Source organism: Olleya marilimosa CAM030 (genome assembly GCF_000518485.1).
GTDB lineage: Bacteria > Bacteroidota > Bacteroidia > Flavobacteriales > Flavobacteriaceae > Olleya > Olleya marilimosa.
In genome coordinates this window covers 653,073-669,579 of sequence record NZ_JADR01000001.1, presented here as the reverse complement: position 1 = coordinate 669,579, position 16,507 = coordinate 653,073, and the positions used below count along the sequence as shown (strand labels likewise).

13 protein-coding genes are annotated in these 16,507 nt (G+C 30.8%); 11 read left to right on the top strand and 2 right to left on the bottom strand.

Annotated elements, in window-relative coordinates:
* Positions 1-76: 76 nt before the first annotated feature.
* Positions 77-940, bottom strand: coding sequence for an outer membrane beta-barrel protein (locus M890_RS0103270; RefSeq protein ID WP_028282153.1), 864 nt, complete (start codon positions 938-940; stop codon positions 77-79).
* Positions 941-1,243: 303 nt separating this feature from the next.
* On the opposite strand from M890_RS0103270, the gene M890_RS0103265 reads away from it, so the two are divergent.
* The 11 genes from M890_RS0103265 (at position 1,244) to M890_RS0103215 (ending at position 16,059) form a co-directional block, all read left to right on the top strand.
* Entirely contained in the window at positions 1,244-2,584 is a 1,341-nt protein-coding gene (locus M890_RS0103265; protein WP_084553541.1) for a GAF domain-containing sensor histidine kinase, read from the top strand.
* Between the two features lie 130 nt (positions 2,585-2,714).
* The gene (locus M890_RS0103260) at positions 2,715-3,137 is read left to right on the top strand and encodes a hypothetical protein (RefSeq protein WP_028282151.1); all 423 of its coding nucleotides are present in this window, start codon (positions 2,715-2,717) and stop codon (positions 3,135-3,137) included.
* 227 nt (positions 3,138-3,364) lie between these two features.
* Complete coding sequence (locus tag M890_RS0103255) at positions 3,365-4,942, top strand: SusR family glycan utilization regulator (RefSeq protein WP_157243250.1); 1,578 nt, start codon at positions 3,365-3,367, stop codon at positions 4,940-4,942.
* Positions 4,943-5,194: 252 nt separating this feature from the next.
* Complete coding sequence (locus M890_RS0103250) at positions 5,195-8,143, top strand: SusC/RagA family TonB-linked outer membrane protein (RefSeq protein WP_036597055.1); 2,949 nt, start codon at positions 5,195-5,197, stop codon at positions 8,141-8,143.
* A gap of 11 nt (positions 8,144-8,154) precedes the next feature.
* Positions 8,155-9,630 (top strand): RagB/SusD family nutrient uptake outer membrane protein, encoded by a 1,476-nt coding sequence (locus M890_RS0103245; RefSeq protein WP_028282148.1) that lies wholly within the window; start codon positions 8,155-8,157, stop codon positions 9,628-9,630.
* A gap of 9 nt (positions 9,631-9,639) precedes the next feature.
* Positions 9,640-11,364 (top strand): SusE domain-containing protein, encoded by a 1,725-nt coding sequence (locus tag M890_RS0103240; RefSeq protein WP_028282147.1) that lies wholly within the window; start codon positions 9,640-9,642, stop codon positions 11,362-11,364.
* A gap of 37 nt (positions 11,365-11,401) precedes the next feature.
* On the top strand, positions 11,402-12,817 hold the full coding sequence (locus M890_RS0103235) for a glycoside hydrolase family 30 protein (protein WP_232219121.1): 1,416 nt from the start codon (positions 11,402-11,404) through the stop codon (positions 12,815-12,817).
* A gap of 15 nt (positions 12,818-12,832) precedes the next feature.
* Complete coding sequence (locus M890_RS0103230; protein WP_028282145.1) at positions 12,833-14,335, top strand: glycoside hydrolase family 30 protein; 1,503 nt, start codon at positions 12,833-12,835, stop codon at positions 14,333-14,335.
* Between the two features lie 18 nt (positions 14,336-14,353).
* The gene (locus M890_RS0103225) at positions 14,354-15,349 is read left to right on the top strand and encodes a T9SS type A sorting domain-containing protein (RefSeq protein ID WP_028282144.1); all 996 of its coding nucleotides are present in this window, start codon (positions 14,354-14,356) and stop codon (positions 15,347-15,349) included.
* Between the two features lie 148 nt (positions 15,350-15,497).
* Positions 15,498-15,662, top strand: coding sequence for a Lacal_2735 family protein (locus M890_RS16695; RefSeq protein WP_036597053.1), 165 nt, complete (start codon positions 15,498-15,500; stop codon positions 15,660-15,662).
* A 43-nt stretch (positions 15,663-15,705) separates the two neighbouring features.
* Entirely contained in the window at positions 15,706-16,059 is a 354-nt protein-coding gene (locus M890_RS0103215) for a DoxX family protein (protein WP_028282143.1), read from the top strand.
* 6 nt (positions 16,060-16,065) lie between these two features.
* Here the strand turns inward: M890_RS0103215 and M890_RS0103210 are convergent, their stop codons facing one another.
* Complete coding sequence (locus M890_RS0103210; protein WP_316929342.1) at positions 16,066-16,428, bottom strand: DoxX family protein; 363 nt, start codon at positions 16,426-16,428, stop codon at positions 16,066-16,068.
* Positions 16,429-16,507: the final 79 nt, after the last annotated feature.

The window sequence follows — 16,507 nt, the reverse complement described above, 5'->3', positions numbered from 1 at the left end:
TTAAAACATAAAAAAAGCCTCTAAAACTTAAGTTTTAGAGGCTTTTTTTTTATATTAAGGATATAATTAAAAACCCTTATTGTTTTTTACTAGAAGATTTAAATCTATAAGTGATACCAAAATTAATCCCGAAAGAAGAGTATGGTACTTTTTGAGATAATTTTCTTGACGAATCCGTATTTGAATTAGATAAATTATCTACATAAGTTGTTTCTTTATTATAACCGTTTGGCAAATTATCTATATTATAAAAACCAGCAAATGCAACAGTACCATCAGGTAAAACTACGTCTGTATTAAATTCTGTAATTTCAGAGTCTTTACGTTTTAAGCTAATTCCGTAATACTCAGCTTCAACAAATAAATTTAAGTTATCATTTAGGTTAAATTTATAACCTAAAGCACCTACAAATCCTAATGGAAAATGTCCATGAAAATCTTCTTTATAATTTGTCTCAGAATAAGACCCTAAAGGGATTCCAAAAGCATCAGCTTCTGCCTGAGAAAGTACTGATTTATCATATACTACAGCTTCGGTTTTTCCTCCTAATTTTAATAAAGCACCAAAACGACCATAAATATTGTTTGTAAATTTATATACGATAGATGTTGATGCTCCAAAAGCACGTGCTCTAGCAACAGCATCTACTTCACGATTTGGAACATTAACTTCCGATATTGTTTGGTCTGTACCATGTAAATATCCTAAACCTAAATCTACACCAAAAGACTCATTAAAATAATAAGTCCCTCTTAGTTGTACGTTTGCACCTTCACCATAACTACCATAAGAGTTTTCTGTTTCTGATAAGTTAATTGATTCTCCTAATTTCATTCCTGCACTTCCAACAGCATAACCTGTACTTAAAGAGACTTCTACTTGAGCAAATGATAAACTACTAATTAATAGCGCTGTTAACACTATTCCAAATTGTTTCATAATTGTTTGATTTGAAAATTATTTTATGTAAAAAAGAAAGATTGAATTTAGAGTCAATAAACTCCAATTTCAATCCCAACAAATATACTTGATTTTTAAACAATTTAGCCTAATAAAACATGTAAACTATAACTATAAACACTGACTAATTTGCTAATCAAATACTTATGTTACCAATGGTGTTTAAATGATTGTTTAAAAAAATGTTAATTTGAACTGTCATAAATATTAATTTTAAAAATGTATATATTATATTAGTAAATCCAAATTAACTTAACCGTATTTAAAATTTTGATTTTTGCTATGAATAATGATTATCAAGACCTTTTAGGAACCCACTCAGAACAACTTAAAACTAATAAAATTAATTACTTACAACAGTTAGAAAAAGATAAAATTATTGAAAGACAAATACGTTTTCAAGAATTATTAATTAGTATTTCTACACAGTATATTAATTCGGATTTATCAGACATTAATAACTTGATTAATAAATCCTTACAACAGATTTGTGAGTTTGTAGAGTCTGATAGAAGTTATATATTTTCATACGATTTTATAAGCAATACAACATCCAATACTTATGAGTGGTGCGCGAAAGACGTAGAGCCTGAAATAGATAATTTACAGCAAGTGCCTTTAGATTACTTTCCGCAATGGGTAGAAGCTCATAAAAAAGGAGAGGCCTTTTTTGTTGAAGATGTTAGTTTACTACCAGAGGATGGAGAACACGGTTTGCGTGCTGTTTTAGAGCCACAAGGCATAAAAAGTTTGATTACCATACCTAAGTTTAAAAATAATGAATTAATTGGCTTTATAGGTTTTGACTCGGTAAAACAAATTAATAAGTTTAATGACCACGAAAAAGAAATCTTATTTGTTTTTGCTAATATGTTAGTCAACATTATACAGCGAAAAGAAAATGAAGAACGCATTAAAGCGCAAGAAGCTAAAAAGGAAGAGTTATTACAGTTTTTATCCCGTCAAAATGAAGAGTTAAATGAATACGCTCATGTTGTATCTCACGATTTAAAAGCACCATTAATTAATATCCACACTTTAATAAGTTGGTTTATGGATGATAACAAAGAGGTTTTGGATGATGCAGCATTAACACCATTACATCAAGTGATTTTTAATGTAGAGAAGATGGATTTTTTAATCAAAGGAATTTTAGATTACTCTACCATTGACAGGCTTGAGACAGAAGATATATCTATTGATTTTAATCTTATCGTGGACGAGGTTATTCAAACATTATTAGTACCAAGCCACGTTACTATAACAGTACAAGATAATTTACCAAGTATATATGGTAACGCTTGGCGTTTTAAACAAGTGTTTCAAAACTTGATACAAAATGCCATAAAATATGGTAATCCAGAAAAAGGAACTATACAAGTTGGTTATACAGATCAAGAGGATCATTATCAGTTTTTTGTCAAAGACAATGGTATTGGAATTAAATCTGATTATTACGACAAGATTTTTAAAGTCTTTACTAAATTAGAAAGCACAGGATCGTCCTCTGGTATTGGCTTATCTATTGTAAAAAAAATAATTACTTATTATAAAGGTTCTATTTGGGTAGATAGTCAAGAGGGTAGTGGTACCACGTTTTATTTTACGTTATTCAAAAACTAATCTAAATTGTAGACCAAGAATTATATAAGCTGTGCTATTATTATGAGTAAATCTATTGTTTAATATAACTCTTGTGTATTATTTTTACACTAAAAAAACACCTAATTATAATTAACTCGAGTTATTTTTTATGAAGCAAGCCATTACGCTATTACTACTTGCACTTATATTATGCAATTGCGAAAGTGAAAAATCAAAACAACAACAATTAGAGGCAGCACAAATACAACTTGAAATGGCTTCCGAAAAAGAGTTGATTAAACCTAAAATTGAAGCCACAGGTAGCTATCGTAAGAGGCAAACACAAGCTGGTTACCAATTAAGCTTGATGCTTACTAACACCTCTAAATATACAACTTATAAGGATTGTACAATTGAAGTGCAATATTATTCCAAAACCAACACGATTATACATAAAACGCTTATTAAAATATCTGATACTATAAAACCAAATCAAACAATAACGGTTGAAAAATTTACGGATGAAACAGCAGATATTAAAGATGTTAACTCCTTAGGATGGATTTGTATTGATGCTGTTATTGTGGATTAATTGTAATTTAAAAACTAAGCGATTTTCATGTCTATAGTTTAGTCATAATCTTAATATTTTAAAATAATGGTGCTTTTCAAAAAGTAGTAGCTACATTTTAAAATATTAAAAGATCCTTTTTTATCATTATTTTAGAGGTAAATTCGCTATAATTTTTTCTAAAACACCTTTTTAATTTGAAGTTGATTTTTTGTATCTTATTTCTATTGTTATTTCAAAATAACCTTGTGTCTCAAAATCTAGATTCTATTATTAGTAGTTTAGAATTTAAGATGCGTAATTATAAAATGTATGATTTAGAAAAGGAAGCACAAATAGATAGCTTAATTAAAAAAGTAAGTAATACTTCTAACCTCAATGACCAGTACATAATTAACAATGCTATTTTTGAGGAGTATCAATTTTACAGTTTTAATAAAGCATTAGAATATATAGAAAAAAACATAGAGATTGGAAAATTGCTTAATAATGATGAGTTACTAGATAAAGCTATCCTAAAAATGGGATTATTATTAGTTAACACAGGACGATTTAAAGAATCAATTGATGCATTAAGTAAAATAAAAAGAAACTCACTACCAAAATCTTTACTAAATAATTATTTTATTGCTCATAAAGAAGGTTATTCTGGCCTATCCTATAATACAGCAGTAAATAGCAATAAATTAATATATTTAGAGCTATACAAAGCCTATCAAGACTCATTATATGATAGACTTAAACCTGACACTGAGGAAGCCTTAAGACTTAAAGAAAAGGAATATAGAGATAAACGAAATTTGGACAAGGCTTTTAAAGTCAATTCACAAAGACTTGGTAAAGTTAAATTAGGTTCTCGTTTATACTCTTTAATAACTTTTGAAAGATCCTTGTTGTATGAGTTAAATAACCAATTAACTAAACAAAAAGAGTATTTAATACACTCTGCAATATCAGATATTCAAGCGTCTGTAAAGGATAACGCATCAATGGGGACTTTAGCTAAAATACTTTTTTCTGAAGGTGATATTGACAGAGCACATAAATACATTAATTTTTCTTACAATGATGCTGAGTTTTATAATTCGCGTTTACGTTTTGTAGATATTGCTAATAATATGCCTTTAATTACAAAAGCCTATGAACAAAAAACTGCAAAGCAAAAGCAAAAGTTAGAATACTCTTTAGTTTTTATTAGTGTTTTAGCTGTTTTTTTACTAATCGCAATTTATATGGTTTATAAGCAAGTCAAAAAAGTATCAGAAGCCAAGGATAAACTTAAAATTGCTAATAATCAACTTCTAGTTTTTAATAAAAAGCTTAATACATCTAATCAAGAACTTAAAAATCTTTATTTAGAGCTCTCAGAAGTAGATAAAATTAAGGAACATTACATTGGTAATTTTGTAAATCTGTATTCAGAATACATCACCAAATTAGATGTTTACAGAAAATTGGTAAGCAAATATGTTAATGCAAATCAAATGAATGCGTTGCTTAAATTATCAAAATCTAAAAGACTAATTGATGAAGAATTAGAAATTTTTAACAACAATTTTGATAGTTCATTTTTACATATTTATCCAAATTTTTTGTCAGAAGTCAATAAGTTACTAAAACCAGACCATCAAATTGAATTAACAGATTTAAACCAATTAAATACAGAATTAAGAATCTTGGCACTTATCAAATTAGGAATTGATAATAGTTCAAGAATTGCAAAAATTTTAAGGTATTCTGTAAATACCATTTATAATTACAGATCAGCTATTAATAAATCTGCAATTGATAAAACAAATTTTGAGAAGATGATAAAATCTATCTAAAAATTAAATAATATTATCAAAAACACCCTCTATAAATTACTGATTTCGGATATAAAACTCTGTAATCATCCAATAAAATCCACTTTTCGTATTCTGATTAAATCTTATAAGTAGTTGATTTTAAATATTTTAACAAATATTTACACGCTATAAAATCCACTTTTACAGATTTCTCTATTGTAGTTGCTGTTATTTCAGGGTAATTTGCTAAACCATTTTATTGACTTCATAATTTAATACATATAGAGGCAAATGATTTATAAAAAATTAGTTTTCATTACGGTAATTTTCATTTCATTATTGTGTACAAGTAAAAGTGTAGCACAAAATAAAGTTACAGGTGTTGTAACAGAGAATGATGGATTACCTATACCTGGAGTTTCCGTGATATTAAAAGGAACTACAATTGGTGTTAGTACAGATTTTGATGGTAAATACACATTAAGTGAAGGTGTAAATCAAAATTCAGTGATAGTATTTAGTTATATTGGATTTAAAACACAAGAGATTTTAGTAAAAGGACAGTCTGTTATTAATGTTGATTTGCAAGAAGATACAAGTGTTTTAGATGAAGTTGTAATTGTTGGTTATGGATCGCAACTTAAAAAAGATATAACAGGATCGGTCTCTACAATTGACAGCGATTCTTTTGAATCTAGACCCAACACTCAAGTAGGTTCTTTATTACAAGGACAATCAGCAGGTGTACAAGTCATATCTGGATCAGGTAAACCATCAGGTGGATTTAGTGTACGTATTAGAGGTACAAATTCAATTAATGCCAGCAGCGAACCATTATATGTGGTTGATGGTGTACCTACAACAGACACAAGATCAATTAATCCTAGTGATATCGATACAATAACCGTATTAAAGGATGCCTCTTCGGCTGCTATTTATGGTGCTCAAGGAGCAAATGGTGTGGTTTTAATTACTACTAAACGTGGAACAACTTCTAAACCAAAAGTAAGTTTAGATATCTATTCCGGAGTGTCACAAGTCTGGAACACTTTACCAGTATTAAATGGTGAACAATATAGAGATTTAATGACAGAAATGGGATTGTCAACAGATTGGGACAGCTTTACAGCACGTACTGATTGGCAAGAAGAGATATTTCAAAATGGATTTTCTCAAAATTATCAAGCCTCAGTATCTGGTAAAACTGAAGGAACTAGTTATTTTATTTCAGGAGGTCATTTAACCCAAGAAGGAGCAGTAAGAACGTCTGAAATTGAAAGAAGTAATTTTAAAATTAATATCGATCAAGACATTAATGATTGGTTAAAAATTGGTACCAGAATAGCATATACATCTTATAAGGATGTGGATATTAATGACAATAACAACGTAAATCAAGGAGGTGTCCTTTTGGGTGCATTAACCACACCTTCTATAATTGGTGTATATAATGACGCTGGTATGTTTACTAGTAACCCGTTTCAAAATTGGGAAAATCCATTAGCTAGTACAGACGGTTTAGATAGAGAATATAATAACAACCGTTTTTTAGGAAATATTTATTTAGAAGCTAAATTTATTGAAAATTTTAAATACAAGTTTAACTATGGGATTGATAATAGTAATGGCGTATTTGATTCGTTTTTAGATCCTTTCAGAACAGGTTTTGGTGCTGCAATTGGTGGTCAAGGTATTAATAATACAGATAAAAAATCTTATTATATTGTTGAAAATACACTTAGTTATAATAATTCATTTAATAAACATACTGTTGAAGCCTTAGTGGGATCTGTCACACAAAAGTTTACATTTGAAAACAGTTCTATTCAGACTAGAAATTTTGCTAGTGCATCCGTAACAACACCAAATGGAGGCTCTGAAATTTTTGATGCTTCTGCTTGGAAATCAGAAAGAGCGAATGCTTCCTTTTTAAGTCGAGTTAATTATAGTTTTGACGATAAATATCTGTTAACTGCTAATTTTAGAGCAGATGGATCAAGTGTTTTTGGACCTAATAAAAGATGGGGTTATTTTCCATCATTCTCTTTAGGATGGCGAGTTTCAAACGAAAAATTTATTAATAAAGACGGATTAATTAATGACCTTAAACTTAGGGCAGGTTGGGGACTTGTTGGTAACGATAATATTAACGCTTATAGTTATTTAGGTCGTGTTGGATCTGGAGCAAATTACCCATTTGGTGGTGTCACGCAACCTGGTACATTTCCGGGATCTATTGAAAACTTAACATTAAAATGGGAAGAGTCGGAACAAACAAATATAGGTTTTGACCTTTCTATGTTAAATAACAGACTATCTGTTACAGCTGATGCCTACATAAAAAAAACTAATGACTTATTGTTAAACGCACCATTGCCAACGACTTCTGGTTTTGATAATGCAATTAGAAATATTGGAGAAATACAAAATAAAGGAATAGAATTAGCTTTAAATACGGTAAACGTTAATTCTGATAACTTTTCATGGAATACTGGATTTAATATATCCTTTAATCGTAATGAAGTGGTTAGTCTTGTTGGACAAGAATTATTACAAGGTGGTATAACAGGAGGTAGAGGTGAAGCTAGTCTAGTAAGAGAAGGCGAACCTTTGGGTACTTTATATGGTTATATTTTTGGTGGTGTTGATCCTGCATCTGGTAACGCTTATTATATTGACAATGAGGGTAACTCCACCTTCAATCCTACACCAGAAGACCGTACAATTATTGGTGATGCTAATCCAGATTTTTACTATGGTGTAACTAATACTTTAAATTATAAAGGCTTTGGTTTATTTGTTTTTCTTCAAGGATCTCAGGGTAACGATATGTTAAATGTCACACGAATTGAAACCGAAGGTATGATAGATCCTAAAAATCAATCTACTGCAGTTTTAGATCGTTGGAGACAACCAGGAGATATTACAGATATACCAAGAGCTAGTTTTGGTAATAGTGATAATTCTAGGGTCTCAACACGTTTTATCGAGGACGCTTCATATTTAAGATTTAAAACCATAACCTTAAGTTACGATTTGCCTAAAAATCTAATTGACAAGCTAGGTATAACTGCCCTAAAAATTTACGGTACAGGAGAAAACATTTTTACTATAACAGATTATTCTGGTTTTGACCCAGAGGTTAATGCTTTTGGTGGAAGTAATACAGTACAAGGTATAGACTTTGGAACCTATCCTCAAACAAGAAACTTAATTTTTGGTATAAACGCAACATTTTAATTATTACAGTTATGAAACTATTTAAAATATTAACTTTAGGATTACTTCTAACAACAATGGTTGGTTGTGAAGACTTTTTAGACCTTCAACCTATTTCAGAGGAAACTAGTGGTAATGCCTATGAAACAGCAAGCCAAATAGAGGCAGCATTAGTTGGTGCTTATGAGTCCTTTCAATCATCAGAGTATTATGTTTGGGATTATTTATTGTTTCAAGATGTACGTTCGGATAATTGTTATGCAGGTGGTGACAATCCAGAGGTTTTTCAAATAGATAATATTACAATTCCTGCTACACATTCTAGAATATTTACACATTGGTCTAATCTATACAATGCAATCTCAAAAGCTAATTTAGTAATTGAGCGTGTTAGTAATATTTCTGACCCTTTACTTACTGAAGCACGCAAAAACCAAATAAAAGGTGAAGCCATTTTTTTACGTGCTTACCATTATTTTACCTTAGTTAAATTATGGGGAGGCGTTCCATTAATTACTAATACAATAACATCAACAGATGCAGATGCTGTTAATATCCCAAGAGCAACACAAGAAACCGTTTATGCACAAATAATAGCAGATTTAGAGCTAGCAGCAACCTTATTACCTGAAACCTATAGTAATGATGCTAGTATAAATAAAGCTAGAGCGACATCTGGTGCTGCTCATGCTTTAGCAGCTAAAGCATATGCACAACAACCTAATCCAGATTATAATGCTGTATTATTACACATACAAGCTGTAGAGACTAGTAGCGCTAACTATCAATTAATAGTATATAACGATTTGTTTAGTGGTAATAACTATAATAATGCAGAATCAATAATTGAGGTGCAATATCTTGGAGGTAATGAAGGTAATTATGGACCACAATTATTATTACCACCATCTGTAAGTGGAGATTCCTGGAGAAAATTTGTTACACCATCTGTAGACCTAATTAATGCTTTTGACACTGAAGGTGATATTGTTAGAAAAAATGCTTCTATTTTATTTGAGTCAGTCCAATGGGTTGACGAATTTTGGGGGAATACACAAGGATCTGTAATTCCATTTAGTTATAAATGGAAAAATGCCAATGGTTTTGCAAGTTCTGATAATACCTATCTCATTCGTTATGGTGATATTGTTTTACTTAAAGCTGAAGCCTTGAATGAAACCAATCAACTTCAAGCTGCAATAACAGAAGTAAATAGAATAAGATCTAGAGCTGAATTACCTGATTTAACTAATGCACAAAGTAACTCTCAACAAGTTTTAAGAGAAACTATACTTAAAGAAAGACGATTAGAATTATTTCAAGAAGGTCAACGTTGGGATGATCTTGCTAGGTATAATGCTTTAATTACAACAATGAATACCTTAGTAGAAATTGACTTAAGAACTGGTAATCAGGTAAATTATAACATGACTGATGCTAAAAAACTATTACCAATTCCGCAACAAGAATTAGATAGAAACCCAGCTCTAACACAAAACCCACTTTAATAATTAGCTATGAAAACAAAAAACCTATGTATTGTAATATTTAGCATACTACTTAGTTTTACATATTATTCCTGTGAAACTGATGGAAACTTACAACCTGAGGGAGAATGGGACCTAAGTGCTCCTGTAATTTTAACACCAACATCTGAGCAAAGTATTGTTTTAGATCAAGACACACCTTCTGAATCCGTTACTTTTAGTTGGGAAGCAGCAGAGTCTTCATTAGGTTACGCTGTTACCTATAAGGTAATGTTATTACAAGAAGGTACAGTGGATTTTTCTGAACCAATTTTTATTTCAGAATCCTCAAATAACGGAATTAACACTTCATTATCCATTAGTTATGAAGCATTAGATCAAGCATTAGCTTTTTCAGGTTTTCCTGCTAACGAATACGCATCATTAACCTTAGCTGTGCAAGCCAGTAGTTTAAGTAAAACTAGTGTAGCATTTACTACTGTTAATATGACGCGTTTTGAAAACGATATGCTACCACAAAGCTTGTATATTTCAGGAACAGCAACCGAGAATAATAATGATTTATCTCAAGCAATTGCATTAAAGCGTTTAACAAATAGTGATGGAGCTTTAACTAATATTTATGAGGTTTACACCAGTTTAATTGCTGGAGAAAACTATAAATTTTATAGTGAGCGCTCACTTCCTGCTTTACAATTTGGTGGTAATGAAGGTAATATAGTTCCGTTTGGTGATGCGATAGTAGCGAGCACTTCTGGACAATTTAGAATAAAAGTAGATCTTGACACAAACACTTACGAGTTGTTACAAATTAATTTTTGGAGTATGGTTGGTACACCTATTTCTGGTGGTTGGGGAGGAGACCAACCTTTGGAATATCAAGGTAATAGTGTATGGAAAGCTTCAATAAGCCTTATAGAATCTGGTGGATTTGTATTTAGAGCTAACGGAGATTGGTCGTATTTATTAAAACAAATTGTTGGTACAACCAATACGCTTGTTTTAGAAGCAGATGCTAGTAGTCAAGGAGTATCAGTTGAAGATATATCAAACAATCCAGTAGGGTTATATTTTGTGACGTTAGATTTATCTGCAGACAATTATAATTATTCATTTGAAATAGATGATACAATTATAGAGCCAATAGTAACGCCAACTCAATTGTTTTTATTTGAAAACGGAAATATGATAGAAGAATTTTTATTAGATGGTGACACCTTTAGTTCAAACCATTACATACCCATGCAAGCTAGCAATGTTTACAGTTTAAATAGTGCAGCAGATGGTAGCGGAACTTCCTATACGATTAACCAACCTCTTGCAGATAGTACGACACCAGATGGCGATTTAGTTTCTGATACTTTAACTCTGATAGAGAGTAATAATACTTTTTCAGTCATCACTGACAGAGCTTTACAATTTAGTTTAGATTTTAGTGCTCCCACTTTGACGTGGACGTATTATAACATTAAATTGTTTCATTGGCAAGTTTGGGATGATCGCCAAGAGATTGCAATGACTTATAATCATCCTAATACATATACTGTAACTACAAATCTTACAGCAGGATATGATAGCAAATTTATAAGTCCATGGGATTTAGATTTTGGTAGTGATAATCCAACAGCATTAACCGGAAACCTTATAAATGGAGGTGGATCCAATCTACTTAATATTAATACAGATGGATCTTATACGGTAACCATAATTTTAAATGATGATTATCAAACAGGAACCTACGAATTTGCACAATAAAAAGATAATACTTATGAATTTATTAAAACGATATAATTTGAAATTTTACTTTACTTTGCTTCTTCTAGTTGCCTTTCAAGCTTGCAACGAAGATGATAATAAAACGTATCCACCACCTACAATAGCAGATGTTAACGTTAATTTTTATTTAACTTCACCAGACCAAGCTAATCTACTTAAAGCAACTACAAATGGGTTGTTTCCAATGGTAACAAACTCTAACTTTACTATTAACGTAACAGAAAGTACAAGCTATCAAGAAATGGATGGTTTTGGATATACATTAACAGGAGGAAGTGCTATGTTAATTAACAATATGTCCACTAGTTCAAGATCTGAATTATTACAAGAACTTTTTGGTACAGGAGATAATAGTATTGGTATTAGTTATTTAAGAATTAGTATTGGAGCTTCAGATTTGGATGCAACCACATTTAGTTATAATGACTTGCCAAGTGGTCAAACGGATGAGAATTTAGATAATTTCTCAATAAATCCAGATATGTCAAATTTAGTTCCGGTATTAAATGAGATTTTAGCTATAAATCCTAATATTAAAATACTAGCAACACCTTGGTCTGCACCAACATGGATGAAAGACAACAACTCTACAATAGGAGGAGCATTATTACCACAGTATTATAATACGTATGCTAATTACTTTGTAAAATACATAGAGGCTATGGCTGCTCAAGGCATTACTATAGATGCCATTACAATACAAAACGAACCAGAAAACCCATACAATAATCCAAGTATGGTAATGAGTGCTGACCAACAAAAAGATTTTATTAAAAATAACTTAGGACCTGTATTTCAAACGGAAAACATCTCTACTAAAATTATTCTATTTGATCATAATTTAGATAATCCCGATTACCCGATTTCTATTTTAAATGATGCTTCAGCAAAAAGTTATGTTGATGGTTCAGCGTTTCATTTATATGCAGGTCAAATAAGTAATATGTCTCTTGTTCACAACGCACATCCTGACAAAAATGTGTATTTCACAGAGCAGTGGATACAAGCACCTGGAGACTTCTATACTGATATACGTTGGCATGTTAGAGAGTTAATAGTTGGAGCACCAAGACATTGGAGTAAAAACGTGTTACAATGGAATTTAGCTGCAGATCCAAACAATAACCCTCATACTGATGGAGGTTGTACAGAATGTTTAGGTGCCATTACTATCGATGGGAATTCAGTACAACGTAATCCTGGATATTATATTATTGCACATGCTTCAAAATTTGTACCAGCAGGTTCTGTTAGAATAGAATCTAATACGTCTTTTGAATTTCCTAATGTTGCTTATAAAACTCCTGATAATAAGATTGTTGTTATTGTACTAAATAACTCTGATGTACAAAAATCCCTTAATATAAACGTAGAAACTCAACCAATATCTGTAACCATGCCTGCAGGTGCTGTAGCAACTTTTGTTTGGTAATTAAAAATAAATAAAATGATTAAAAACTGTTTTTATATATTATTTGTAGTCGTTACTGTATTTGCTTGCAAAAACGTAGACGCAGATAGTCAAAGTCAAAATGATAACACTCAATCGATTAAAAAAGAAGCTGTTGCTAAGCAGCAAATTAATTTATTGGGTAAAGACGTAAAAGTTTATACTACCGCAGAAAACACAGATAAAAGGTTGTCTTTAGATAGTTTAAAGACTTTTAATAACGCGCAACAACCTTTAGAAACGCAAGTTGCCATATTTGTTAATCCTAAAAAACAATTTCAAGAATTTTTAGGTATTGGTGGCGCTATTACAGATGGGTCTGCAGAAGTGTTTTCATTATTAAGTAAAGATAAACAAGATGAGCTGCTTAAGGCCTATTATTCAGAAGAAGGTATTAACTATAATATTATTAGAACTAGTATTCATAGTAGCGATTTTGGATTGGGAAGCCATACCTATATAGAAGAAGGCGATAGTGATTTGAAGACGTTCTCTATTGAAAAAGATCTAGTAAAACGTGTTCCTATGATTAAAAAAGCACAAGCAATAATTAAAGACGATCTTGTGTTTTATGCTAGTCCATGGAGTCCTCCAGCATTTATGAAATCTAATAATCACATGCTGGAAGGAGGAAAATTATTACCAGAATATTACCAAGCTTGGGCCAACTATTTTGTTAAATTTATTCAAGCCTATGAAGCAGAAGGTATACCTGTTTGGGGTGTAACAATCCAAAATGAACCCATGGCTAAACAACGCTGGGAATCTTGTATTTATACAGCAGAGGAGGAGCGTGATTTCTTAAAAAATAATTTAGGACCAACATTTGAAAAAAACAATTTAGGTGATAAAAACATTGTAGTTTGGGACCATAATAGAGATTTAATATCGCATAGAGCTAATACGATTTTTGAAGATCCAGAAGCTATAAAATACGCTTGGGGAATTGGTTTTCATTGGTATGAAACATGGACTGGTGGAGAACCTAAATACGATAATTTAAAAAATATTAAAGCCTCTTTTCCTGAAATGAATTTACTATTCACTGAAGGGTGTCAAGAAAAATTTGATCCTACTCAATACAATCGTTGGTCTAATGCAGAGCGTTATGGTAACTCTATGATTAATGATTTTAATAGTGGAACAGTAGGTTGGACCGATTGGAACATCCTATTAAATGAAAAAGGTGGACCAAACCATGTTCAAAATTTTTGCTTTGCACCAATACATGCAGACACTAAAAATAACGAACTTATATATACTCCAACGTATTATTACATAGGTCATTTTTCAAAATTTATTAAACAAAAAGCAAAACGTATTAGTACAACTACTAGCAGAAGTACCATTGAAAGCACGTCGTTTCAAAACCCTGATGGGCAAATTGTAACAGTATTAATGAATAAAACAGACAGTCCAATTGATTATAAATTACTTGTAGGTGGCTATCAAATTCAAAATACAATATTACCACATGCTATGCAGACACTAATTTATTAACCTAAATAATTTATAATTATGAAAAAAAATTACTTCACAGGATTAATAATTCTAACCATTCTATTGTCAATACCAAGTTTTTCTCAAGTTAATGTAACTCTAAAAGTAGATATGACTGGCCAGACAATAAATGCAGACGGAATTCATGTTGTAGGAACAATTAATGGATGGTCTACAAATGCAACAATACTTACAGAAGAAGGCGCAACAGGTATTTATTCTGTAACTATACCATTAAATGAAGGTTGGCATCGTTACAAATTTTTAAATGGTAATACTTGGGGTACAGAAGAAACTGCAAATTATCCATGTGCGCCATCAAATGGTGATAGATACTTGTATATTAATAATTCTAACCAAGATGTTGTTTTAGAAGCAGTACCTTTTAACGGTTGTAATACATCAGGAACAGGATTTGAAGTAACTTTTAATGTAGATATGGCAAGTGAAGGGACTATTGCTGCCGGAAATGTACATATGGCAGGTTGGTTAACTGACTGGAATCCTAGCGTATTGTCATTTCCAAATGCTAATGGAAATATTCATAGTGCTACATTACGTCTTCCAACACCTGCAGACTATCCAATAACATTTGAATATAAATACTTAAGTGCAGCAGGTTGGGGAAATGACGAAACACCAGGACCTGAAGACTCTTGTGCAACAGTATCTGGAGGTAATAGGTTAATAACGGTTAACACTTCAGGAGAGAACATATACGATATATTTAATGCTTGTAATTATACGTTAAGCAATACTGAATTTACAATAGATGCATTAAAAATAGTATACAGTCCAACGGATAGAGTGGTTAAACTTTTAAATAAACAATTTGATAATAAGTTATCTCAATTAGAAATATTTGAAATAACTGGTAAATCCATTAAAGTAATAAATACCATTACAGAAATAAAGGATACATTGATCGACTTTAAAAACCAATCAAATGGACTATATTTTGTAAAAATAAAACATGGAAACAAGCAATTAGTTAAGAAAATTATGGTTTATTAAGGTCTTAAAAATATAAGAGCAGAGGGTCTACTAAAAAAACAGAAATTTTATTCAATACTTTTGTTTAACTTTAACAAAGTATAGTTAAACATATTGTATCTTTATACAATAATATAAAAGGTGTTATTAGTATAAAAGATTAAAATCTATGTTCGGAATATTTAAAAAGAAAACAGAAAAAGAAAAATTACAAGCTCAGTATGAAAAGCTTTTAAAAGAAGCCCACTCGTTATCTACTACCAACAGAAAACTAAGTGACCAAAAAACATTTGAAGCTGAAGAAGTTATGAAAAAGCTAGAAAACCTTAAATAAGGTTTGTAGCTTTTTTTATTAAACATCTTATAACATACTTTAAATGAGTCTTTTAAATTTAGCAATACTATTATCTAGTTGTTCCTTTTTATTTTACGGTATTAATTGCCTTGTTTCTCAAACAATGAAAGACGAGTTTGTCAGATTTGGTTTAGACAAACAAAGACAGCTAACAGGTATATTACAATTGTTAGGCGCTTTAGGTCTAATTTTAGGTTATTTCTTAATTCCAATAGTAACAGTAATAGCTGCTGCAGGATTATCAATTTTAATGTTTTTAGGCTTTTTAGTTAGAATAAAGATTAAGGATAGTATATTACAATCCCTACCATCTCTATTATTCGCAGTTATAAATTTATATATAAGCGTACAATATTATTACAAAATAGTCTCATAATCAGTATTATACAAATGCAATAACTAGGCATAACATTAAAAACAAAGCTGCCGGAAAAGACTTAATCAATGGATCATTTATCTTAAAGTGCATCACAACAGATCCCGATAAAAGTAAAGCTAAACCTAAAGCTGCTGGTTGTTTTAAAACAGGAAACCAAATAGCACAAATTAATAAAACAGCAAGTGTTATCTTAAAAAAACCAATAACGTAACACATTTGCTTTGATAATCCATAAACGCGAAACTCTTCCATTAAGGTTTTAGCCTTTCCACCTCGCCATTTGGTGGCCTTGTTATACTGTATTAGCCATACGTTAAGTATACTTATACCTACTATAATTTGAAGTGCAATAATTAAATAATTCATGATAATGATGGCTTTATTGGTTTATAACTTTAAATAACTACTCTCAAAAATACTAATTTTGTTTATCTTTACACAAAAA

What these genes read in the sequence shown, in the direction of transcription:
- M890_RS0103270 (WP_028282153.1), bottom strand. Translation starts at nt 940, where the DNA reads ATGAAACAATTTGGAATAGTGTTAACAGCGCTATTAATTAGTAGTTTA.
- M890_RS0103225 (WP_028282144.1), top strand. Translation starts at nt 14,354, where the DNA reads ATGAAAAAAAATTACTTCACAGGATTAATAATTCTAACCATTCTATTG.
- M890_RS0103265 (WP_084553541.1), top strand. Translation starts at nt 1,244, where the DNA reads ATGAATAATGATTATCAAGACCTTTTAGGAACCCACTCAGAACAACTT.
- M890_RS0103250 (WP_036597055.1), top strand. Translation starts at nt 5,195, where the DNA reads ATGATTTATAAAAAATTAGTTTTCATTACGGTAATTTTCATTTCATTA.
- M890_RS0103215 (WP_028282143.1), top strand. Translation starts at nt 15,706, where the DNA reads ATGAGTCTTTTAAATTTAGCAATACTATTATCTAGTTGTTCCTTTTTA.
- M890_RS0103230 (WP_028282145.1), top strand. Translation starts at nt 12,833, where the DNA reads ATGATTAAAAACTGTTTTTATATATTATTTGTAGTCGTTACTGTATTT.
- M890_RS0103260 (WP_028282151.1), top strand. Translation starts at nt 2,715, where the DNA reads ATGAAGCAAGCCATTACGCTATTACTACTTGCACTTATATTATGCAAT.
- M890_RS0103210 (WP_316929342.1), bottom strand. Translation starts at nt 16,428, where the DNA reads ATGAATTATTTAATTATTGCACTTCAAATTATAGTAGGTATAAGTATA.
- M890_RS16695 (WP_036597053.1), top strand. Translation starts at nt 15,498, where the DNA reads ATGTTCGGAATATTTAAAAAGAAAACAGAAAAAGAAAAATTACAAGCT.
- M890_RS0103240 (WP_028282147.1), top strand. Translation starts at nt 9,640, where the DNA reads ATGAAAACAAAAAACCTATGTATTGTAATATTTAGCATACTACTTAGT.
- M890_RS0103245 (WP_028282148.1), top strand. Translation starts at nt 8,155, where the DNA reads ATGAAACTATTTAAAATATTAACTTTAGGATTACTTCTAACAACAATG.